Genomic DNA, 22,075 nt, shown 5'->3' with positions numbered 1-22,075 from the left:
AAGGCCGCAGCTCGCGCGTGCAGCCCTGATCTGTTCCAAACGCAATGCCCGTTGCCTCACGAAAGCTGAATTGAAGTCTATGAGCATGTCGTCGGAGCAAAGATGCCGGCCGGCGTCTTGCTGCCGCATCTGTCGTGCACCGTCCTGGTCGAGATCGGCGCTTCGCGGCTCTTTTCAGTTGAATAAACCACCCGGTGGAGGCATTATATTGCACCGCAGCATTTCGCTTTGGTCGAATCGTAGAGCCTCTATCAAGTGCTAGCTCATCAAACAAAGGCGCACTACGTTCCGCTGGACAGCGTTCGTGGCCTCGCCGCCCTCTGCGTGGTCGTCCATCACTTCGTCGGATCGGATCCGCTCGCCGCTGCGCTGCCTCATCGCGCTTGGATCGACGTCGCGTTTTTTCACAATTCCTGGCTCTTCGTCGACTTGTTCTTCGTGTTGAGCGGCATCGTGATCTCGATGAGCTATGTGCAGTCGGAATTCCGCGCGTTCGACTTCCGGACCTTCACCTTGCGCCGTATCGCGCGCATCTATCCGCTGCACATCGTCATGCTGTTCGCGTTTCTGGCGTTTCGCCTGATGCGGCTCACGCTCACCGAACTGGACCTGCTGCACTTCTCGACCAACGAGACGGCGGATCTCCAGGTTAACAATGTGTACTCGTTTGTCGCGAATGTGTTCTTACTCCATGCTATGGGCGTGCTCGACTATCTGAGCTGGAACGGCCCGAGCTGGAGCATCAGCGCGGAGTTCTACACCTATCTCGTGTTTGGCGCCGTCGTCGTCCTGTCGCAGCGCCTTGGCTACATCAAGCTCGTCTATGTTTTCAGCGCCGTGCTGGCCGTGATGGGCGCGGCTCTCATTATCTTCGTGCTCAAGAATGAAACGCTCGACTTCCAGACCAACGCCTTCATCCGATGCTTCCTGGGCTTCTTCGTCGGCGTGCTCACGCTTCGTTTCGTCTCGGGAAAAGGTCGTTCAGTGAGCCCCTTCGTTCAGTCGGCCTGCCAGATCGGCGTGGCCGTCGTCGCCATCGTGCTGGTTTCAGTCGTCGGCTTCGACGAACGGCTCAGCTTCGTGGCGCCGATCGTTTTCGGCGCTCTGCTGGGCTCGCTGATGGCGTTTCCGGAGCGGCTCCTGCCGAAGCTGCTGTCCGTTCGTCCGCTGGTCTGGCTGGGCAAGCGCTCCTATTCGATCTACATGACGCATGCGCTGATACTTGTCCTCATCCAGTACTTCGCGCGTGGCGTCGGCACCGGGCGCCTGCAAATCGTGGACAACATTCTTCCCGGACTAGCAGCCTCGCTGCTGCTCGCCGTCTTCGTGGCCACCGTGCTCGTGCTCTCCAACCTCACCTACCTCTGGGTCGAGATGCCGGGGTCGCGGTTCGTGCTTCGGCTTTTCAATCGCCGCGCCGTTCCCGCTGTGGTCGCGGGAGTGACGGGCATGTCCAGCAGCTCTTCGGCTCTACCGAGGTCGGACTGGCGCATGGTCGATCCGGTGGCCTTGCCCCGGCACCACCAGCAGGAGGGCAGTGCATTCTTCAGTCTCGAGGCTATCGCGCTCTTGCTTTATTTCTACCGCGATGCGCTCGCAGGCGCGCTGCGCTATTATCTGGCCGTTCTCAAGATCAGCCCGCTGTGGTTCCTGCCTGACATTTTCGCGCTGGTCTGCATTTTTGCCTTCGTTCAGCGCTACGTCCTGATGGGGCGTAACCTCGTCGCGATCCTCACGCTGTTCTACATCTGCTTTGCGCTTTACCTCGGATACGTGTTCCTGGGATATTTCAGCGGCATGATGTCGTCGTTCAAGATGATCGCGCCGGTGTTCGTCGGCTTCTGCTTCTGCGGGCGCAATTTCGGCGACTACGATCGACTGCTGCGGTGGCTTCACCCGATCTTCTACCTGACGATCGTCGGGATCACATTGTCGTCCCGCATGCAGTTGCCCTGGGTGGGATATGCCTACGAGACTTTCGGCACGACGCGGCAGGCGACGCGGCTGTGGTGGTCGGCGTCCGAGATGCGCCTCGCCGGACTTGCCGCCGACAGCACGATGGCCGCATTCTTCGTGTTCATTTCGTTCACGATCAGCTCGGTGCGCCGGAGCCTGCTGTGGTGCCTGTTCTGGGCCCCCATCGGTCTCTACGCCATCAAATTGACCACGAACAAGACCTCGCTCGGCGTGATGGTGATCTACGTCGCTTGCCTGATCATCGTTCGCCTCGTTCCCGAGCGTGAGAAGTTTCCCATGCTCCGGCGCATGGCGCTGCTGTCGTTCCTGTCGATCCTCGTGCCTGCGGTGCTGATCGCCCTGTTCTCGGGCAACGGGCTTGTCAGCATGTCGCGCGGTCTGTTCAGCCTGCAGGACCGCGTCAACAACAGCTGGCAGTTGCCGTTCGTCTACATGGCTGAGCTCATGCCGGTCGGCTTCTTCACCGGCTGCGGCCTCGGTTGCTTCAACTATCCGCAGCTGCTGTTCTCGAACAAGCTCAGCTATTACGTTCCGGTGGATAATTTCTACCTCGGCACCTACCTGATGTTCGGGCCGATCTTCGTGTTGTTCATGGTCATGGTCATCCTCGCGGTCGCAAGGACCAGGGACATCTACAAGCTGTCTTTCGCGGTCGCCATGAACCTCTTCACCATCACCGTGCTGGCCTATGGTCCGGCAAGCGGCTTGATCATGCTCGGCGTCGCCTTCAGCGAAGTCTTCGCCCGAGAGAGACGTGACGAGACCGTCGCGGACGCGGTGCCGCTCGCGCCTGACGTCGACGATCTGGTCTCTCGGCCGGCATGATTGCGATGTTGCCGTACGCAATGAGCTGCAATGCGCAGCACGGGCTCTGGTCCGCAACTTTCCTTCGTCTTGATATCGGATCGCGGCGGTGAGCGCAGACAGCAAGAATTTCGTGGAGGCGATCCAGGGGCTGCGCGGCGTCGCCGCGCTCACCGTGCTGATCGTCCATCTTCAGGACATGCCGCTTCTGGCGGGCTTCCTGCCTCCGATCTGGCCGTGGCTGGAAGCGACGGTCAACATGGGCGGGCACGGGGTCCAGCTGTTCTTCATGATCAGCGGCTTCCTGATTCCGGCGAGCCTGATGCGTCACCGCAGTGTTGGGAAGTTCTTTCTCGATCGCGCCCTGCGAATCCTGCCGGTGTTCGTGATCCTGCACCTGATCCTGTTCACGGCAGGCCCTCTGGTTGGCTACAAGTTCTTCAAGGGGATCGACCTGCCGACCTATCTCAAGCTGTTCTTCGTCAATCTGGCGTTCCTGCCGGACGCGCTGGGATTGCCGATCGGCCAGCAGAATGCGTGGACGCTGAGCTACGAATGGGCGTTCTACATTCTGTTCGCTGTGATCTTCGTGATGTTGGTGCGGCGGAGGAACTGGCTGCTGGCGGCGCCGTTCATCCTGCTCGGTCTCGCGGGCATCGCCTTTCGGCCGATCGCCGCGTTCTTTCTGGTCGGGCTGTTGTTCAGCCTGATCGATTTGCGGATCCGCGTCGTCGGCTGGCCCGGATTGCTGGCGGGCATCCTTTGCGGGATCGCGATGTACGTGTCGATCGAATATGCGCATCCGCTGGTCGGGCTGCTGCCGGGCGCGCTGCTGTTTGGAATGGTCCTTGCTCCGGACTCCGGTATTGCCGTCGCTTTGAGCGGCAAATTCCTGCAGTTCCTCGGAAAGATCAGCTATAGCCTCTATTTGGTCCACCCTTTTGCGCTATTTCCGTTGCAGGTCATCGGAGTGAAGCTGGCCGCGCATGGCGTCAATCTCTGGCTCCTCTGGGCCGGGTTCGCGGGCCTCGGCCTGATTGCCGCACTGATAGCGGGAACTGTCAGTTACGAGCTGATCGAAGTGAGACTCCGCCGCTTGCTCGATCCGGCGCTGCGGGGCCTGTTGTTTGGAGTGCGCCGTGAAGCTCGCTATGTCGCCTGAGCGCGTCCTTTCGCAATCGTTTCAGCCGGATCACGTACGAGAGACGTCATGATCATCAAGAACCTGCTCTCGATGTCGAGCGTGAACGTCGTGAAGTCGGCCGTTCAGTTCCTCATCACGCTGCTGATCACCTATTTCGTGACGCCCACGGAATTCGGGCTCGTGGCGTTTTCGCTGCCCTTCATCGCCTTCATCTCCATGCTGACCGACCTTGGGCTGTCGAGCGCGATGATCCAGCGGACGTCGCTCACCAGGGAGGAAGCCGGCGCGGCGACGACTCTGATGGTCGCGATCGGGATTGGTTGTGCCCTGGTGCTGGCCGCCGCCTCGAAGCCGCTGGGGGCTGCCGTCGACATGCAGGGGCTGCCATCCGTGCTCGCCGCTCTCTCCGGTTCGGTCGTCTTGTCCATTTCCGCGATGGGGCCGCGCGCGGTCCTGGAGCGCTCCCTGCAATATCAGACCATCGCCTTGATCGAAGCCGGCGCGGCTCTGGCTTCCGCGACGGTGGGCGTGGCCGGAGCCCTGCTCGGATGGGGGATCTGGGCGCTGATCGCATACTATGTCCTGATGCAGGCGGTGCGCGCCGTCGCCTTCTATGTGAACACCAGGCGCCATATCCATCTGTCCTTCAAATGGCGCGGCGTCGCGCTGATGCTGTCGTTCGGCGGTTGGGTGCTGGCCTCGAACGTCCTCAACTTCACTGCGAGAAACGTCGGCAATCTCATGATCGGCGCCAAGCTGGGCGCAGCGGCGGTCGGTCTGTTCGGTCTCGCCTTCCAGTTCATGACGCTTCCGCTGATGATCCTGTCGTGGCCTGGCGGCGGCGTTCTGATGGCCACCCTGAGCCGGATGAACGGCGAGCGGGAACAGGAACGGCGCAGGGCGGCGATCTGCGCGGTGCTCGGCATGACCGCGATGATCACATTCCCGGCAATGATCTACCTGACGTTCGGGCTGAAATATCCCGTTGCGACGTTCCTCTCGCCGCATTGGCAGGAAGTCCTGCCGCTGATTGCCATCCTTGCGCCGGCAGGCGCGGCGCAGTCGATTGCGGCCTATGCCGGACCGATTCTGCTCGCTCACAACAAGGCCCGGCTCCAGTTCTGGGTGAGCACCGCCAACAGTGCCAGCATGATCCTCGCCTTTGTCGTGGCGTTGCCGTTCGGGCTCACGGCCGTGGCGGTCGTGTACCTGATCGTATCGATCCTCGTTTGCGTCCTGATGCTGATGATTGGAGCCCGCAACTGCGCGATCTCCTATGCCTCTTTGTTGGGCGCCCTGATGCCGGCCACCGTCGCCACCGCACTCGGCGCATTGTGTGCACTCGTCGCCACGAAGGCAGACGTCGCAAGCCTGTCACATTGGCTGTTGGCGACGGCCGTCTATGCGCTGATCGTGCTTGGCAGCTACGTGATATTCAGGCGTCGCATCTGGAACAGCATGCAATCGCTGCTCGGCGGCTCGGTTCCGTCGATCCAGGCGAATGTTTCCTCGGCAGGTTAGTAGAGATCGTTTGATGTCATCAGTTGGGGGAATGAGCGGCAAGTCCCAAGCGGGAATTCCGTGGCGCGAGGACCTGATGGCAAACACCGGCAGGTCCGGTGTGGCTGCCGCTTTCGTCGCCATGCTGACGAGCCCGGGCTTTGCCGTGATCACGACCTGGCGCATCGCCAAGATGCTGCGATTCCAGACCCGCTGGGGACATCAGATCACCTGGCTGCTCGTGCGGGCGCTGATGCGGCGCGGCTGCTACATCTCGGTTCTCGCGGAGATCGGTCCAGGGCTGATCTTGCCGCATCCGACCGGCGTCGTGATCGGCGAGGGGGCGCGGATCGGTCGCTCCGTGATGCTTTATCACAACGTCACGCTCGGCCGGCGTGCCTGGGATGAACCGGGTTGCCCGACCATCGGCGACGGTGCCGTCATCTACACCGGTGCCGTGATCGTTGGCCCGACTTCGATTGGTGCGGGAGCAAACGTTGCCGCCAACGCGGTCGTGACGCGTGACGTCCCGCCGCATTCCGTCGCCGCGGGAGCACCTGCGCGGATCGTGCGCTCGGAAGCACCAGGTCGCCTGCGCGCCTGACGGCCCGCGAACCGACGGCGAGGTTCCCGGCGATCCGCGTTTGGTCCGCCGGTTCAACCCGGTCACAATTCTGATTGCTTGCCATGTATAGTTGTGTCCGGAAACGTCTCGGACACAGGAAGCAAGCCCATGTCGTCGATCATTACCGATTTTTCGCAGGTCTATCCCTATCTCGACGGCTCGAAGTTCAAAGACACCATCGTCGTACAATATCGGGGCGATGGCGACGTCAAATACAGATGCGACGTCCTCGTGGACATCTGTCGGGGCAAGCGCGTCCTGCATGTCGGATGCTGTGATCATCTGCCGCTCATCAAACGAAAGATCGACAACCGGGACTGGCTGCACGGCCTGATCACCGAGTGTTCCGAATACACCGTCGGCGTCGACATCGATGCGGATGCGGTGCGGGAGGCGTCGCGGATTTCCGGGCTCGACAACATGGTCGCGGGCGACGTGACGTCCGGCCAGAAGATCGATGCAATATCCGGCCGGAAGTTCGACATCGCCGTGTTTGGCGAAGTCGTCGAGCACATTCCGAATCCGGTCTCGTTCCTGTCGCGCTTCAGGGAGAATTACGGCGACGTCGTCGATCAGATCGTGATCACCGTTCCGAACGCCTTCAGGGGTGGCAACATCAAGGGCATCTTGAAGAACGTCGAGACGATCAACAGCGATCACCGGTTCTTCTTCACGCCCTATACCATCGCCAAGGTCGCAATCGACGCCGGCTATGCGCCGGTCGAGGTGAAGATGGCCACCTTCATGCGCGCCGGAAAGCTGAAGTCGATGCTGCTGCGGCGGCTTCCGCTGCTGGCCGAGGATATCATCTTCATCGGTGCGGCCACACCCGCGCGGCCGCACTGACCTTGCTTCCCCCGTCGTCCCCGTTCAGCTGGCAGGGGGACCTGCCAGCTGGTTCGGCGTCAGACGAACAGGAAGTTGCCGTGATCCAGGTTGGCCGAATTCACATTCTTCAACAGGATGGAATCGGCCGAGGTGAGCTGGATCAGCGTGTCGGAACCTGATTGCGAAATCTGCAGGTGGCTGTAGTCGGCCACCAGTGATTTCAGGATTTCGATCGTATCGTGGTTCGCCGCGGCTCCGGCGTGGAAGCTCTTGATCTGGTCGTTGCCGCCGTCGAACATGACGGTGGTCGTGCCCGGCGCCGCGGAGAAGACGTCGTTGCCGCTGCCGCCGGCCAGTGTCAGTCCCGCAGTCACCGCCGTGACAGCGTGGGTCCCATCGGTGTTGAGGACGTCGATCGAGAGCAGCGAGCCGCTGGTATTGTAGCTGTCGTGCTCGACGGCGCCCGGCAGGCCGGCGACCTTGAACTTGAAGACGTCGGACGTTCCATCGGCGTTGTTGATGGTTTCGGTCGTCTTGACCCCGGTGCTGTCGTAGACATCGGAGACCTTGCTGCCGTCCGCCTTGACCACCTGCGTGTAATCGAGCGTACCGTCCGCGTGCGACCGGGTGATCGAGGTCATCTTGCCCGCGGCGTCGATGTGCTGCTGCTCCGTGACGTAGCTCTTGCCGGTGATGTTGTAGATCGTGTTGTCGTGCGAGCCGTCGGCGTTGTTGGCGTAGACCGCGGTCTTGACGCCCGACGTGAACACGGTGGTCGAGTTTGAGCCGTCCTTGTTCAGCACGTAGTCGCTGGTGAGACTGCCGCTGCCGTCGAACAGCTTCGTTTCCTTGGTGCCGTCGGCGTTGACGACGTAGATCGACGAGTTCAATCCGTTCGCGTAGTTCGTCGTCGTCACGTCGCCGCCCGCCGTCTTGTGAACGTCCTGGACCAGAGCTCCCGACGAGTTGTACGTGTCCGTCGTGGTCGATCCATCGGCGGCATTCAGGATCTCGCTCATCTTGTGGCCGGTGCTGTCGTAGAGGTCGGTGACCTTGCTGCCGTCGCTCTTGATCACCTGCTTGTAGGCAAGCGTATCATCGGCATGAAGGCGGGTCAGGGCCGTAAGCGCGCCGGCGGCGGTGAGGTGTTGGATCTCGGTCGTATAGCTCTGGCCCGTGATGTTGTAGAAGGTGTTGTCATGGCTGCCGTCGGCATGGGTGACATAGAGCTTCGTCTTGACGCCGGCGGAGTAGACCGTGTTCGAGGACGAACCGTCCTTGTTCTGGATGAGGTCGCTGGCGATGATCCCGCTGGAATCGTACAGCTTGGTGTCCTTTGACCCGTCGGCGTTGACCACGTAGACCGACGCCAGCTTTGCGCCGTTGTAGTTCGTCGTCGTGGTGTCGCCGGAGCTCGTCTTGGAGACCTCCTGCTTCAATGCGCCGGTCGATGCATCGTAGATGTCGGTCGTCGTACCCGACGACGTGACGGTGATGACCGAGATCTTGTGGCCTGTGGAATCGTACTGGGTCGTGACCTTGCTGCCGTCGCTGTTGACCACCTGGCTATAGGCCATCGAGCCGTCGGCATGGGTACGGCTGACCAGAAGCAGCTTTCCGCTCGGATCGATGTGGTCGTGCTCGTTGGTATAGGACTGGCCGGTGATGTTGTAATAGTAGTTGTCGTGGCTGCCGTCGGCATTGGTGCCATAGACCTTGGTCTTGACGCCGGCCGTGTAGAGCGTGTTCGAGGACGAGCCGTCCTTGTTCTGGATCAGGTCGCTCGCGATGATGCCGTTGGAATCGTACAGCTTCGACTCCTTCGACCCGTCGGCGTTGACCACGTAGACCGACGCCAGCAGCGAGCCGTTGTAGTTGGTCGTGGTCACGTTGCCGGAGGTCGTCTGCACGACCTGCTGCTTGAGCGTGCCCGCGGTCGTATAGAAGTTAGTCGTGGTGGCCGTCGACGTTATCGTGACGGCCGAGGTCTTGTGACCGGTCGAGTCGTACTGGGTCGTGACCTTGCTGCCGTCGCTGTTGAACACCTGGCTGTAGGCCATGGTGCCGTCCGCATGGGTGCGGCTGACCGACAGCAGCTTGCCGCTCGCGTCGAGGTGATCGTGCTCGCCGGTATAGGACTGGCCGGTGATGTTGAAATAATAGTTATCGCGGCTGCCGTCCGCGTTGGTGACGTAGGCCTTGGTCTTGACGCCTGCCGCATAGAGCGTGGTCGACGACGAGCCGTCCGCGTTCTGGACCACGTCGCTCGCGATGACGCCCTTGGCGTCGTACAGCTTGGAGTCCTTCGAGCCGTCGGCGTTGACGACGTAGACGGACACCAGCAGCGAACCATTGTAGTTCGTGGTGGTCACGTTGCCGGAGGTCGTCTGCACGACGGTCTGCTTGAGAACGCCGGCTGTGGTGTAGAAATCGGTGCTGGTCGCCGTCGATGTCACGGTGACGACAGAGGTCTTGTGGCCCGTGGCGTCGTACTGGGTCGTAACCTTGCTGCCGTCGCTGTTGTAGACCTGGCTGTAGGCCATGGAGCCGTCGGCATGCATCCGGACGACTGATAGAAGCCTCCCGCCCGCATCGAGCTGGTCGTGCTCGGTGGTATAGGACTGGCCGGTGATGTTGTAATAGTAGTTGTCGTGGGTGCGGTCGGCATTGGTGACGTAGACCTTGGTCTTGACGCCGTTCGAATAGAGCGTGTTCGAGGACGAGCCATCCTTGTTCTGGACGAGATCCGCGATGAAATTGCCGCTCGTATCGTAGGTCTTGGTGTCCTTGTCGCCGATCGCCGAGACGGTGACGTCACGCACCATCTTGCCGCCGGTATAGGCGATGTTCTCCGACGAGCCGTCGGTATTGAGCGTCACCTTGCTGGTGATGACGCCGTCGGTGAAGTTGGACGTGCTGGTCGACAGAAGCTTTGCGGAGGAGTCGTAGACCCTGGTGACGCTCCAGGTGTCGGTCGAGTTGGTGATGGAGAACTGGTAGCAGCCCTGGATGGCTGCGAGCGCCTTCCCGTAATGCGAGATCATGTACGCCATGGTGGCATCGGAGGCGACCGGAAGCACGTGGGTGTCGGTGAGCGTGATGGTCTTAAGCGAACCCGAGGCGTTCAGGTCGGACATCTGCGACACGATGTCGGCGGCGGTTCCGCTGACGTCGGTCACGGCGGGCGGTGCAGTGCCGCCTCCTGCCGGAGCGTCGATCTCGATGATGAGCGGGTGGTCCGTGATCGGAACCACAATCTGGCTGACGTCGGTGTAGGTCGCGATCGGCGAGCTGCCCTTCAGCGGGTCATAGACGTTGATCAGGTGGTGGACGCTGCCCAGGTTGACGGTAACCGACGTCGTCGGATTCGCGATCTCGGTGTCGGTAGCGTCGTTCCAGACCTTGGGTTCCGCCCAGACCACGAGTTCATAGGCGCCGTTGCTCTTGCCGAGAACCATGCTGTTCCCGCTCGCCGGCATGTTGTCGAGCGTATAGTTCAGCGAGGCAGTCGGCGTGTGGCCGCCCTCGCCGTCGTCGGCCAGGATCGACGTCAGATTGTGGACGGCGGTCGCCGCGAGCTTCGGGGTTCCGTCGGCGTTGAACAGGCCCCAGTGCGATTCGGGATCCGTAGGGTCGTTGCTCGCCGAGGCGTCCAGCAATTGATAGAGATAGGTGGTGCTGACGCCGTCCTTGTAGGCATCGACCAGCGTGTTCAGGATCGATTTCGCCTGTACGTTCTCGCTGGCGCCGACATACGGGGTATCGCTCTTGGTCGTATAGCCGGTCTCGGTGATCACGACCGGTTTGCCGCCGGTGACCGACGTGGCGTTACCGAGCAATTGCTCAAGGGCGGTTTCGGGTGTCAGGCCGGTGCTGACATAGGCGTGAGAGTTGGCGTAGTCGGTCGACCCCGACATGTTTCCGAGATTGGCGTAGTCGGCCGAGTCATTGTAGCCGATCGACAGGTTGTAGACGGGGATGTCCTTGAGCGCGGCGTCCGCCTTGATGGCGCTGTAATAGACAGCCTGGAACTGCGCTGCGGCCGAGACGCTCGAGCTCCCATTATAGCTGAAGCCCTGGATGTTGACCTCGTTGAGGCCTTCCAGCGCGATGACGCTGCCGGGATGGCTGGCCGCGAACTCCTTGACGGATTCCAGATAAGACTGGAGCGCCGCCGCGCCGCCGGCCGGAACGCCCGACGGAACCACGAGGTCGAATTTGTAACCGTCCTTCGCAAGTCCCTCGACGATCGGTTGCGCTTCCGGGCTCGTGGCGAGTCCGCCCCGCAGTTTCGTCACCCCGAGATATTTGAGATTGTCCTCGACGAGGGCGAGGTTGTCGTAGGCGCCCCAGGAATATCCAACGTGAACATTGACGCCGATGGAATTGACAAAGGTGCTCGCCGACAGGATCGTCTGATCTGGTGATGCGGTAGTCATCGGGATTTCGGAGCCTTTTCTGAAACGCGAGAGTTCGGTGCCGCCTGCGTCTGTCGTATCGGCCAATCTCTGTTTTTCGAGTTGGTGAGATCGGTAAAAATGGAAGCACCCGGAGATTTTCTCACCGACGCTTCCTGCGCGACGCCCACAGCGCACGAATCTGCGTGGACTGAGATTGATCGATGAAGACCACGGCAATGTGCTTGCAGCGTGACGTTCGAATGGCGATGCAACGACGATGTTCGATCGATGTTGTGCCGGTGCCTAATCGAAACGCATTTGCTTGTCGCGCGAGCAGCCTTGCTTCGAATCTATTGTGTTAAGCGCTGTTAAGCCTGTGGCGTGGGCGGATCGAGTTGCCTGAGAGTCACGACCGCAAAAAATATCGATCGAATTTCGAATGTGACAGTTGTTCGGGCGTTGAAGGCTTGCAGCGCGCTTCCGAATTTTCCCGCGTGCAGTCGGGAAGCGAGAAAGTAAATCTATGGAACTCGCCACCGGAGTTTTGTTTTCTCTCCTGGTCGCTGCGACATTCGTGTCGACGTCAATGCAGAAGGATATCGAGTCTGTCTTTGGCCGATGAAGAAACGCCTCGTTGATGTGCAGGGCCAGTCGAACGAACGACGCCGACCAGATGAGAGGTCCAATCTGTGTGCACGAGGTGCGGCGATCGGTGCGTCGACGGCGGGACAATCGGTCGTGGACCCGGCGGGCAAGGGGCCGAGGGACGTTTCAACCGGGCGTTGCTTGCGGAATTTGAAGGGAACGCCGACTTCGGGCGCAAGGCGCCGAACCCGAGAAGCGGACTTCGGACGTCGTCTGCAGTGCCGGGGCGGAGTGTCGCAGATCCGCAACGTCAATATGTTAGGCGCGCAATACTGTTGCGGGCAAACCGCTGGCACGGCATGGAATTTGCCGCTAAGCACTGACCGAAATGTCGTCGATTGAACGGAGTAAGGCCATTCCCATGCAAGATCCCGCCCCGAATGTCATGTTTCTGGTTGAGGTCGTGAATTGCAATGACGGGATTGCATCCTATTGCGAGACCCTGGCCACGGGATTGCATGGCCGGGGCGTGCAGATCCACCTGGTCTCCGGTGCCGTTCGCTCGGACGAGAAGTCCGAATACAAGCGTCAGAAGCTGGCGGCGGCCGTCAAGGAATGGAACGTCATTCCGGGACTTCGGAAGTTGCCCTCGCTGTCGATCTTCATGCAGCTGTTGAAACTGATCCGGAAGAACAACATCACCGTGATCAACGTCCACGGGCTGGGCATGCTGATGTGGGGCCGGCTGCTCGCGCTGCTGACCGGCGCGCGCTGTGTTGCGACCTATCATCCCTCGGTGCTCGGGAACATCGAGAAGGTGCAGAATGCGCCGCAATCGACCTTCAGCCCGGTCCAGGTCCTGTTCTTCAACCTCTTCTTTCCCCACACCCTCATTCTGATGTCGGAGGAATCGCTCCGGCATCTGCGCCGCTACGTGCTGTTCGGCAAGAACCGGATCGCCAAGGTCTATGGCGGCGTCGACACGGTTCATTTCCGGCCGCCCTCGGATGCCGAGCGCCGCGATGCGCGCGCGAAATTCGGCGTTGCCGACGGTGAGTTCATGTGCCTGTTGGCGGCCCGTCTCGCCTGGGTGAAGGGCCACGACCTCCTCATCAAGGCGGCGCGCAAGATTCGCGACGGCGCCAGTTCTCCGCCGATCGACATCAAATGCTACTTTGTCGGCAGCGGTGGAGCCGAGCGCGAGAAGGAAATCAAGTCGTTCGCTTATGCCGGCGAGAAGGACAAGGACACCTTCAAGTTCCTCGGGTTCATGGGCGACGTCCGCGAAATCCTCTGGGCCGCCGACGTGTTCGCGCTGCCGAGCCGGTTCGAGGGATTTCCGCTCGGCGTTGCCGAGGCCATGGCGACGGGCCTCGTTCCGGTCCGGACTCCGGCGGGCGGCGCGACTGATCAGATCATCCAGGACCAGACCGGCTTCATCGTGCCATTCGAGGACGTCGACGCGCTCGTCGGTGCGCTCGAGAAGGTGGCCGACCCCGCGATGCGCGCCGCGCTGTCGCGCAATGCTCTTGCGCGTGCGCAGCAATATTTCGGTGTCGGGCCGATGGTCGACGAGACCCTCAGGATCTACGGTTTGACCGGCGATACCAGCGGCAACCCGCTGGCTCACGCGGTGAAGGCCTGATCTTAGCTGCGTGCCGAGGCCAGCAGATCGCCTCGCCACGTCACCAGAACGACGGCGAGGCCGGCAAAGACGATCTTTCCCGCGAGCCAGGTCAGGGAGACCGACGGAGCTGCCGCGAGCATCGCGATCGCGGCGGCCGCGACGGTAGCTTCCAGGATCAGCAGCGCCTTTGGCGCCGCCCTGAACCGGATCAGCGGACCGCTGGCGAAGAGGATGATGAGGGCGGAGGCCAATGCCGCGCTCGCGATCTGTCCCGCCACCGATATGTGCAGCAACGCGCCGATCGAGGACGCCGCCGACACCAGCACCAGCTGGCACGCCGCGACGACCACCAGCCTCGTCGCCGATTTGGTCAGATGCGGCACGATCGCGAGCGTGGCCTGAAGGTGGGTGTGGAGGAAGTAGAAGATCGCCGCGACCGGCGCCGCGTTGAGGAAATCGACCAGCAGATCGGCGGGCACGAACAGATGCGCCGCGTCGGGCAGGAGGCCGATCAGCCCGCCCAGCATCACGATCGTCGCGCAGAGGATGAATTCGAGCATGCGGGCGGTTGCCCTGCGCGCTTCGCCGTCGACGCCGCGCTCGAACTGGACTACGACATTGGGATAGCAGACGGTGTGAATGGCGGCCACCAGGACCGAGAACGGTCGTTGCAGAAGGTCGATCGCCATCGAGAAGCCGGCCGCTCCGGTCGACGCCCGGCCGAGCGTGGCGATCACGATCAGGCGCAAGGTGACGGGTACGGAGAGATGAATGACGGAGGCGGCCGCAGCCATGATGCCGTAGCGGCAGAAATTGCCCCAGTCGGTCAGCATGGCGTGTCGCGACGCGCGCCGTAGCGAGGTGCGATGCACGACCAGGCTCAGGAGAAGCACCGCGCCGTAGCTCGCGGCCATGCCGCACAGCGTCGCTGCAGCCGTGCCGTGGAGCAGCGCGCCCGCGACGGCGCCGGCCAGAAGCACGCTGGCACGCAGGATCAGGAGGACGGACGCGGTCCCCAGTCGATCGGACACGCGGACGATCATGAAATAGAGGTCGGTGGCGCCTTGCAGCACGGCCATCGCCAGCGCGAGGGCGACGACGCTCGTCTCGAGCGTGCCCAGCAGTCCCGCCACACCGCCGACGAGCAGCAGCACCAGCGCGCTGAGCAGCCCGGCGCTGAACAGCGAGAACCGCAGGCGCGCGGCCTCTTCTCCGGAAGCTGCGGCGAGGAAACGAACGCCGGCCAGCTGCAGCCATTCGAACACGAAGACGCAGAACAACTGGCTCGTCGCCAGCGCCAGCGAGAACGAGGTGTACTGGGCCGGCGAGAGGATATGGCTGACGGCGAAGATCAGAATGATCGCGGACGCACTCTGGTAGATATAGCTGCCGAATGCGAGCAGGCTGATCATGTCTGGCAATGCGTGAGAAAGAACATGGCGGGATGGTTGGGGGCCATTGGCGGCATCTGCGTCAGACTCGGCTATGTGCGAGGCGTGCCGCGGCCGCGCGTGAGCTCGTCGTAGACGTTGCGATAGCCGGCGACGACGTCGTCAAAAACCCATTTGTCGATGCCGGACTTCAATCGCTCGCTCATCTCCACGATCTGCTGCGGCGCTTCGATGATCGCCGAAATGCTCTTGGCGATCGAGGCGGGATCGGGCGACGTCAGCCAGCCGGTCACGCCGGGCTTGATTGCTTCCTGAATGCCGCCGAACGGCGTGCCGAGCAGGGGTTTGCAGGCGGCCTGCGCGTCGGCGACGACGAGCGGGCAGGGATCTTCCCAGACCGAGGGTACGACCACGACGTTCACCTGTTCGTAAAACTGCTTCGGCTGTACGAAGCCGAGAAATTCGATCCGTGCATTCGGAGCGAGCGCCTTGAGCTGCTTCTGCTGGCTCTCGGTTGTGTGGCCTGCGATGACGAGCCGAAACCGGTCAGGCGGAATCGTCGCGATGGCGCGGACGAGATTGTAGATGCCCTTCTCTTCGGTCAGGCGTCCGATGAAGCCGAACGTGACGGTGCCGTCGACCATCGCGGCGTCTGCGTTGCCGACGTCGGCGGTCGAGGCGTTTCGAATGACGATCTTCAGCGGTGTCTGCGTGAACAGGCCGAGCTGCGTATGGATGTCGAGAATGCGCTGGCTGACGCCGACGACGGCGTCCAGATGTCGCGTCGCCCCGCGACGGCGAAGGGTCAGGAGCTGACAGCTCATGCAGCTCGACTCGCAGGCATGTCCGTCCGAGAAGCGCGAGCAGCGCGGGCAGGTGAGATAATAGTCGTGAAGCGTGTGCAGGACCGGAATGCCGAGCTCGGCGGCGGTCCGCCACACCGCGGTCGTCAGGCCGGAGAGATTGTTCGAGTGCAGGATGTCAGGCTTGAAGGCCTTGATGCGCGCCGCAACGAGCTCCGACATTGTCTGCCAGTCCTCGATCGCGTGCCAGATGCCGCGCACCGGCGAGCTGTGCTGCTTGGCGAAAGGGAAATAGATGTTGTGTACGGGCGCCGAATACACGTCGATGCCGTTGCAGGTCTCCATCTGCTGGTTCGATGCGGACGCGGCACGTATCACTTCCACGCCGTCGTTCTGCCCGACCAGGGTCTCGGCGAGGCGGCGGACGAACGTTTCCGCGCCACCGACCACCTTCGGTGCCAATGGCGTTGGATAGAGGGATGACGTGATAAGGATCTTCATCGAAAAGGTCTGTCCAGCTATCCTGCCAAATGGCTTTGCTGAAATCTCCGTTTCGGCTTATTGCCGGTTGGTTCGATTGTTGTTCAAATAGACGTCCAAATATTGTCCTGTCACTGAATCCGCTGAAAACCTCTCGGCAAATCCTGGCTGCGGAGGCCGCGAGACTTTCCAGTGTGACCTTTCGTTGACGGCCTTCAGCATCAATTCTCCCAGTCGCCTATGATCGCTGGGCTCGTAGGACCCAACCATATTGGAAAACCCCGCGATCTCGGGAATCCCGCCGGCCGTCGAGCAAATCGTCGCTCGGCCTGCGTTGATGCTTTCGATCAACGTGCGCGGCAGCGGCTCCGGCCAGACCGAACTCACCAGGCAGACGTCGATGCTGGCATAGAATTCGGCTGCCTTGGCAAAGCCAAGCCATTCGACCTTCTTTCCGCTGCGGCTTTTTAGCCCCCGCACGTAATCCTCAAGCCCCTTTCCGGCGATTTTCAGTTGCCAGCCCTGGTCGGGAAGCTGCTCGGCCGCCTTGAGGACTACCTCAATACCTTTTTCAGCCTCGAGCCGCCCGATGAACCCGAATATCAGATCATCCGAGCTCGAAGCTGGTGACGGCACCACGGAGCTTGGATCGGCGATGTTGAAGATGACGCGGCCATCGGTGCCGGGGAAATATTTCAGCCTGGTGTGCTGGTCGAGCACGAATTGGCTGTTCGAGACCACCGCATCGACCATACGCGAGGCTAGCAGATAAGGCGACGTCATGGCGGCGCAGACGGTGCAGCGCTGTGCGCATGTCGCATCGCCCCGAAACAGCGTCGAGCGTTTGCAGAGCAGGGAATAGTCGCGCAGGGTGTGCACGATCCTGATGTTGCGCCGCCTGGCTTCCGACCACAGCGAGACCGAGAAGCCCGTGAGGTTGTTGGTGTGGACGACGTCGGGCTTCTCGATGTCGAGAATTTCGGCGAACCGCGCCGCGGATTTGCGATTCCATGTGTCCTTGAGATGCCACTTCAGGCGCTGGACCGAGGAGGGCTTCCTGTCGTTGCCGAACGGCCAGTAATCGTTGTCCATCGGCACGCGGTATACGCGCACGCCCTTGAGTTCGTCGATCGTACGTTCCTGCTTGTTCTGAAGGCAGACCACCGACACCTGATGGCCGCGCTGGACGAACGCCTCCGCGAGCAGCGACACAGACACTTCGGCGCCCCCGATGATCTCGGGCGGATAGAGCGTGTTAACGATCAGTATTTTCAAGGATAGCCTCGGATTAGCAGCCCGCCGCAGCGTCAGTTCGATGGCCGGATCTCGAAATCCGGCACGGCCGTGCCCTTGACGCTGACAAGCAACGGCGTTGTCGATAACGCCGTCCAGGCGCCGGCGGCAGGGCCCGGCGCTTGCTGACATACATATCTGATCTCGGCATTAGGTTCCGCATTTTTTAATCGAACTTCGAAGCGCTTCGACGCAGTCTCCGACCAAAGCGCGAGTTTCGTTTCCGATCCACTGTCACTGCGGATCTGCACGACGCCGGTCGCCGGCGTGGTTCGCGTTGACTTCAGGCTGGTGCGGATGAAGGCCCAGCTTTCGCGAATGGAACACACGGCAGGCTTCGGCGAATTGTCGAAATGATAAATGCCGAAATTGTCCTCCAGTTCACCAGGCTTCGTCCCACTGTCCTTCAGCTCATAGAGCCATATCCCCTTGAGCCAGGGTCCGGCGGTCGATGCCCAGAGGATGATCTGCGCCATATTGTCGGCGGCAAGCTGCTCGGTCACGCCGCATTTCGCGCTTGGTGTCGGCCAGCCCGTTTCGGTCAGATAGATCGGATAGTCGGGATTGCCGGTCGCCTGTGCGACGCGTTGATGAAGATTTTGCAGCCGTTCGATCGCCTCGGCTGCGGTCCGCCCGGCCGGTGGTAAGCAATGGTTGTAGATGTGAATGGACATCCCGTCCGCGATACGAAGCAGGTCGGTCTTCAGCAGGGCGTCGGTCCATTTCCAGCCGGGATCGTCGCCCAGTGCTCCGACCACGAAGGGCGCGGACGGCGCCGCCTGCTTGACCGCGGGCTGCACCGATCGGGCGAGCGTCACATAATTTTCGACGGTGAACAGCGGCTCCGCGCGCGCTCTGAGATTGTACTCGTTCCACAATTCGAAGATCGGCTGCCGTGATGCGACCGCTTGCGCGGCTGTCGCGGCATAGGTGACGAATCTTTGGCGCGCTTCGTCGGTCGTCGGCGGATCGGAATTCGGGACGAGATGATGCCCGGTCCCGAGAATGAGCAGCGGGATTCCGACGCCGGACCTGATCTGGGTCTCGAGGCGGCCGTTCAGGGCATTGAAGCCGAGCCGCTTGCCGGGCAGCTCGAAATCCGACCAGGGGAAGTCGTCGCGGAACGAGGTGACCCCCAGCTCCTTCATCTGCTTGATGGCGGTCGCGGGCACATAGCCGCGGGCGCTGGTGACGCCGCCGAGGCCCTGGTGCGTGCCGACGCCCAGCAGGAAGCGCTGATCGAGCGGCTGCGCATTCTGTGCGTCTGCAGGATATGAGAGGCCGGCCGCGACGCAGAGCCCGCACATCAACATCCGGAAACGACGCAGGGCGCGTTTCCTGTTTTGCTCGGTCACGCTCGTGTCCACTCCTGCTCGCGTCAACCCGACAAGGCTAATACTCTTCTGTGGCCCCAATGGGGTGGGGCCGCCTTGTCCGCACGCTCGTCATTGAGCGCGCTGAGTTGGGCTATTTGGAGTTCACGACCACCGAGCTGATGTTGTCCGCGTTGGCGGTTGCCGCGTTCAGCGGGGCCATGAGCTTGATGAATTCGATCGACGGCGATTCCGCCACCGAGATCACGTCGTGATCGCGCATCCTGAACGTATCCGCCTGGAACCAGCCGTCCGGCTTGCTCATGTCGAACTTGTAGACGGCAGGGACCGACTTGGTCGGGAACTGGGATACGGCGATGCCGATCTTCTCCAGCAGCGGCTTGGGCTCGAAACGGTAGACGTAGATGGACTTGGAGTCCGCACGGGCGCCGTCGAGACCGCCTGCCTTCGCGATGGCTTCAGCCAGCGACATGTTGTCGTTCTCGAATGTGAAACGACGGTTGTTGGTGCCGCCGATCGATCCCGGAGACGGCGTCGAACCGAACACCATGTAGACGCGCGGAATGCGGGTCAGGAAGACGACGTCGCCTGGAGCGAGCAGCGCGTCCTCGTTGGGGTTGTGCACGACCGAGGACATCGTCTCGCTGTAGGTGCGGCCCTCGCGCTTGATCGTGATCGTGCTCTCGTAGGACGGATATTTCGGGCCGCCGGCGCGCGCGATCGCGCCCATCAGGCGAATCCCGCCCGGATCGACCGGGAAGCGGAGCGGCGAGTTGACTTCGCCGAGCACGCTGATCTGGTTGCCGCGCTGTTCGGCCACGCTCACGACGGCCTGCGGATCGATGGCGCGGTCCTTGAGACGCTCGCGGATGATGTTCGAAACGGCGCGCGGCGTCAGCCCTGCGACCTTGATCGATCCGGCGTAGGGGATGTTGATGTTGCCGGACTGGTCGACCTGCTGGCGCGGAATGTCCACGAAGTTGCCCGGCCGCACGCCTGCTTCGCGCGGAATGAACAGGCCGCCTGCCTGCGCTTCATAAACGGTCACGGTGACGATGTCGCCGATGCCGATGGTGACGTCGCGATAGTTGCCGCCGGGGAGGCGGGAGAACACCATTCCGGCGGAGTCCGTGAACGCGTTGGTCGCCTGCAGGATCGCCGGATTGACCGGCATCAGGGCATAGGCGAGCGGCGCGGTCGGCTCGGTGATCAGCGCTGCATTTGTTTGCGTCGCGACGGCATCAGGAGCGTCTAACGGAATGAAGCTACCGCAACCCGTCAAGGAGAAGCTGATCGCAGCAGCGGCCAGGATTCGGCTAATACCGAAATCAAAATCAAAACGTTCGGTCTTAGCCACCACTATTCCCTCGCACTCATCTAAAATCGGAATCACCGTACAAATCCCGTGCTGCGGAGTCACTGCTACGTCTTCGACTTTATGGTAAAGCACTTGTGGCTGTGACCTTGCTGCCACTTGTGAACGTGGATACACGCCGAGATCTCTGTCCAAAATTTGTGCGGAACATCCTCTTAAATAAGCAGTTCGCAAACCATACATACACGTGTCAGATCGATGTCACGATTGAGACTGCGATCGAACCAATGAGCAGCGCGCGGCGACGGACATGCAGATGCGACGGCATTGTCGCGAGATGACATCGCCATGAACTTCAAGTGTTGGATCCCGTCCTGAGTGATCCTGCGTTGTGTTTTCGTCGTCCTGCGGCGGGCATGGCGCCAGAGCGGACGTTCTCGCCGGGTCATCGGACCAATGTTTCTGCGACGGGATTCCACCTCCGTTAACGCTTAGATTTGGAAGCTGGCGTCACGCTGGCGTCCGTAAGGTCTTCCTAATCCTGATCCGGCTAGTGGTCGGCCAAACAAAAGGAAGGCGAAGACGATGTTGCACACCGGATCACTGCTGTTCGCGGCCGGCTTTCTCACCTGCGCGATGATCGTCGCATCGGCCATTGCGTGGTCGTTCTCCGATAAACGCGTGAATGACGGCGAGTTCGCGCAGGGCGATGCCCGCCGGCTGGCCTGATCAGCCGGTCGCTACGATCGCAGATTGTTCGGGAAATCGGACTGCAACTTCGCTTGCTGCCCGGATTCGCTCATCCGCACATGCACGACGTCGGCATAAACCTGACTGAGCGTGCGGTGGGTCTGCTCGATGTCGTAGAGGCGGGTGAAACGCTCATATCCGGCACGGCCGACCGCAGCCAGGTCGAGCCTGGTTGCGCGTTGAAAACCTTCAACCAGCTTTTCGGCCGAGACTTCGTCGCACAGCACGCCCGTCGCATTGTCTTCGACGATTTCCGGCAGGGCTCCGATGCGGAAGGCAATGATCGGCTTGGCCGCCCGCATCGCCTCGATGGCGACCAGGCCAAACGCCTCCCAGCGCGAGGGAATCGCGACCATGTCGGCCTGGTCGAGCTCGGCCTCGATCTGGTTGCGGTTCATCCAGCCCAGAAAAGAGACGTTGGCGGGCAGATCGCTTCTGCGGAATTTGCTGACGACCGAGGCGCCGATCAGGCGCACGTCGAGCTTGTCTCCGAGCGCGCGCGCCGCCTCGATCAGGAGATCGTAGCCCTTCTGACGGTCGAGGCGCCCGATGAAGAGGACCTTGATCTTCTCCGACCGCCATTGCGCTGCGCCCTTGTCGAGCGCAGGACGCTGCTTGGAAATCCCGTTGTGCACAAGAACCAGGCGATTCGCCGCGATTCCGACCTGCTTGGCGTCGGCCTGCTCGCTTTCCGAGATGCAGACGATGCGATGGGTGAATTTCGACAGCACGAGCTCGGTGAACTTCGTCACCTCGCGGCTGAGGCGGCCGGTTTCGCGGCCGAAGGCCCAGCCGTGCGGGCAATAGACGATGCGCGAGCGCCGATAGGTGAGCCAGAGCACCGGGCGCACCACGAGCCCGGCGAACGACGAGTGCAGGTGGATGACGTCAGGACGAAGCTGCCGGACCGCGCGCATGGTTGCAAACAGCATGCGAAACAGGCCGACCGCGTTGCGTCCGTCGCGCGGAAACGTGGTGACCGCGTCGTCCTCGATGTTCACCAGGTCGCTGCGATGGTCGGAGGGAACGACATAGTTGACGTTGCCGGGGCCGAAGCTCGCGCTCTGGTGCGGATGCAGCTCGTTGAGGTAGGTCGCGATGCCGCCACGGACCGTTTCGGCGACATGCAGAATCTTCAGGCCGCTGGACAACGGTCATTCCTTCCTTGTCTTGAAGGCGCCAGATACTGGAGACGCCGGATCTTGCAGACGCACGTCTA

Annotated in this window: 14 protein-coding genes; 7 read left to right on the top strand and 7 right to left on the bottom strand. The window is 61.6% G+C overall.

Going from position 1 to position 22,075, the window contains the following annotated elements:
- The first annotated feature begins 255 nt into the window (after positions 1-255).
- The 5 genes from HAP41_RS36760 (at position 256) to HAP41_RS36740 (ending at position 6,896) form a co-directional block, all read left to right on the top strand.
- The gene (locus tag HAP41_RS36760; RefSeq protein WP_248577144.1) at positions 256-2,802 is read left to right on the top strand and encodes an acyltransferase family protein; all 2,547 of its coding nucleotides are present in this window, start codon (positions 256-258) and stop codon (positions 2,800-2,802) included.
- Positions 2,803-2,890: 88 nt separating this feature from the next.
- A complete protein-coding gene (locus HAP41_RS36755) occupies positions 2,891-3,943 on the top strand; it encodes an acyltransferase family protein (RefSeq protein WP_166084193.1) in 1,053 nt (350 codons plus the stop codon).
- Between the two features lie 48 nt (positions 3,944-3,991).
- Complete coding sequence (locus HAP41_RS36750; RefSeq protein ID WP_166084206.1) at positions 3,992-5,446, top strand: lipopolysaccharide biosynthesis protein; 1,455 nt, start codon at positions 3,992-3,994, stop codon at positions 5,444-5,446.
- A 76-nt stretch (positions 5,447-5,522) separates the two neighbouring features.
- On the top strand, positions 5,523-6,029 hold the full coding sequence (locus tag HAP41_RS36745; RefSeq protein ID WP_224580647.1) for a serine O-acetyltransferase: 507 nt from the start codon (positions 5,523-5,525) through the stop codon (positions 6,027-6,029).
- A 129-nt stretch (positions 6,030-6,158) separates the two neighbouring features.
- Complete coding sequence (locus tag HAP41_RS36740; RefSeq protein WP_071916254.1) at positions 6,159-6,896, top strand: class I SAM-dependent methyltransferase; 738 nt, start codon at positions 6,159-6,161, stop codon at positions 6,894-6,896.
- A gap of 59 nt (positions 6,897-6,955) precedes the next feature.
- Here HAP41_RS36740 and HAP41_RS36735 read toward each other — a convergent pair whose 3' ends face one another.
- The gene (locus HAP41_RS36735; RefSeq protein WP_166084228.1) at positions 6,956-11,317 is read right to left on the bottom strand and encodes a lipocalin/fatty acid-binding family protein; all 4,362 of its coding nucleotides are present in this window, start codon (positions 11,315-11,317) and stop codon (positions 6,956-6,958) included.
- Positions 11,318-12,284: 967 nt separating this feature from the next.
- Between HAP41_RS36735 and HAP41_RS36730 the strand changes: the two genes are divergently transcribed.
- On the top strand, positions 12,285-13,508 hold the full coding sequence (locus tag HAP41_RS36730) for a glycosyltransferase family 4 protein (RefSeq protein WP_166084232.1): 1,224 nt from the start codon (positions 12,285-12,287) through the stop codon (positions 13,506-13,508).
- A 2-nt stretch (positions 13,509-13,510) separates the two neighbouring features.
- Here the strand turns inward: HAP41_RS36730 and HAP41_RS36725 are convergent, their stop codons facing one another.
- The 5 genes from HAP41_RS36725 to HAP41_RS36705 form a co-directional block, all read right to left on the bottom strand.
- Positions 13,511-14,902, bottom strand: coding sequence for a polysaccharide biosynthesis protein (locus tag HAP41_RS36725; protein ID WP_166084245.1), 1,392 nt, complete (start codon positions 14,900-14,902; stop codon positions 13,511-13,513).
- 71 nt (positions 14,903-14,973) lie between these two features.
- Positions 14,974-16,185, bottom strand: a complete 1,212-nt coding sequence (locus HAP41_RS36720) for a glycosyltransferase family 4 protein (RefSeq protein WP_166084264.1) — start codon at positions 16,183-16,185, stop codon at positions 14,974-14,976.
- 57 nt (positions 16,186-16,242) lie between these two features.
- Positions 16,243-17,439 (bottom strand): glycosyltransferase family 4 protein, encoded by a 1,197-nt coding sequence (locus tag HAP41_RS36715; RefSeq protein ID WP_166084268.1) that lies wholly within the window; start codon positions 17,437-17,439, stop codon positions 16,243-16,245.
- Positions 17,440-17,471: 32 nt separating this feature from the next.
- Positions 17,472-18,764, bottom strand: a complete 1,293-nt coding sequence (locus HAP41_RS36710) for a glycoside hydrolase 5 family protein (RefSeq protein ID WP_166105570.1) — start codon at positions 18,762-18,764, stop codon at positions 17,472-17,474.
- A 160-nt stretch (positions 18,765-18,924) separates the two neighbouring features.
- Positions 18,925-20,283 carry a polysaccharide biosynthesis/export family protein gene (locus tag HAP41_RS36705; protein WP_225048340.1) on the bottom strand — a complete coding sequence of 453 codons (1,359 nt, stop codon included), beginning with the start codon at positions 20,281-20,283 and terminating at the stop codon, positions 18,925-18,927.
- A gap of 408 nt (positions 20,284-20,691) precedes the next feature.
- Here HAP41_RS36705 and HAP41_RS36700 point away from each other — a divergent pair, with 408 nt between their 5' ends.
- Positions 20,692-20,835 carry a hypothetical protein gene (locus tag HAP41_RS36700; protein WP_166084269.1) on the top strand — a complete coding sequence of 48 codons (144 nt, stop codon included), beginning with the start codon at positions 20,692-20,694 and terminating at the stop codon, positions 20,833-20,835.
- 11 nt (positions 20,836-20,846) lie between these two features.
- On the opposite strand, the gene HAP41_RS36695 is transcribed toward HAP41_RS36700, so the two are convergent.
- Positions 20,847-22,007, bottom strand: a complete 1,161-nt coding sequence (locus tag HAP41_RS36695) for a glycosyltransferase (RefSeq protein WP_081369340.1) — start codon at positions 22,005-22,007, stop codon at positions 20,847-20,849.
- Between the last annotated feature and the right edge of the window lie 68 nt (positions 22,008-22,075).

The organism is Bradyrhizobium barranii subsp. apii, from assembly GCF_011516635.5.
GTDB lineage: Bacteria > Pseudomonadota > Alphaproteobacteria > Rhizobiales > Xanthobacteraceae > Bradyrhizobium > Bradyrhizobium barranii.
Note: the sequence above shows the minus strand (reverse complement) of the source record. Positions and strands in the feature narration are given on the sequence as shown.

Bases quoted from the DNA above. Each gene is read 5' to 3' on its own strand.
- HAP41_RS36740 (WP_071916254.1), top strand. From the start codon at position 6,159: ATGTCGTCGATCATTACCGATTTTTCGCAGGTCTATCCCTATCTCGAC.
- HAP41_RS36730 (WP_166084232.1), top strand. From the start codon at position 12,285: ATGCAAGATCCCGCCCCGAATGTCATGTTTCTGGTTGAGGTCGTGAAT.
- HAP41_RS36700 (WP_166084269.1), top strand. From the start codon at position 20,692: ATGTTGCACACCGGATCACTGCTGTTCGCGGCCGGCTTTCTCACCTGC.
- HAP41_RS36725 (WP_166084245.1), bottom strand. From the start codon at position 14,902: ATGATCAGCCTGCTCGCATTCGGCAGCTATATCTACCAGAGTGCGTCC.
- HAP41_RS36720 (WP_166084264.1), bottom strand. From the start codon at position 16,185: ATGAAGATCCTTATCACGTCATCCCTCTATCCAACGCCATTGGCACCG.
- HAP41_RS36710 (WP_166105570.1), bottom strand. From the start codon at position 18,764: ATGTGCGGGCTCTGCGTCGCGGCCGGCCTCTCATATCCTGCAGACGCA.
- HAP41_RS36735 (WP_166084228.1), bottom strand. From the start codon at position 11,317: ATGACTACCGCATCACCAGATCAGACGATCCTGTCGGCGAGCACCTTT.
- HAP41_RS36745 (WP_224580647.1), top strand. From the start codon at position 5,523: ATGGCAAACACCGGCAGGTCCGGTGTGGCTGCCGCTTTCGTCGCCATG.
- HAP41_RS36750 (WP_166084206.1), top strand. From the start codon at position 3,992: ATGATCATCAAGAACCTGCTCTCGATGTCGAGCGTGAACGTCGTGAAG.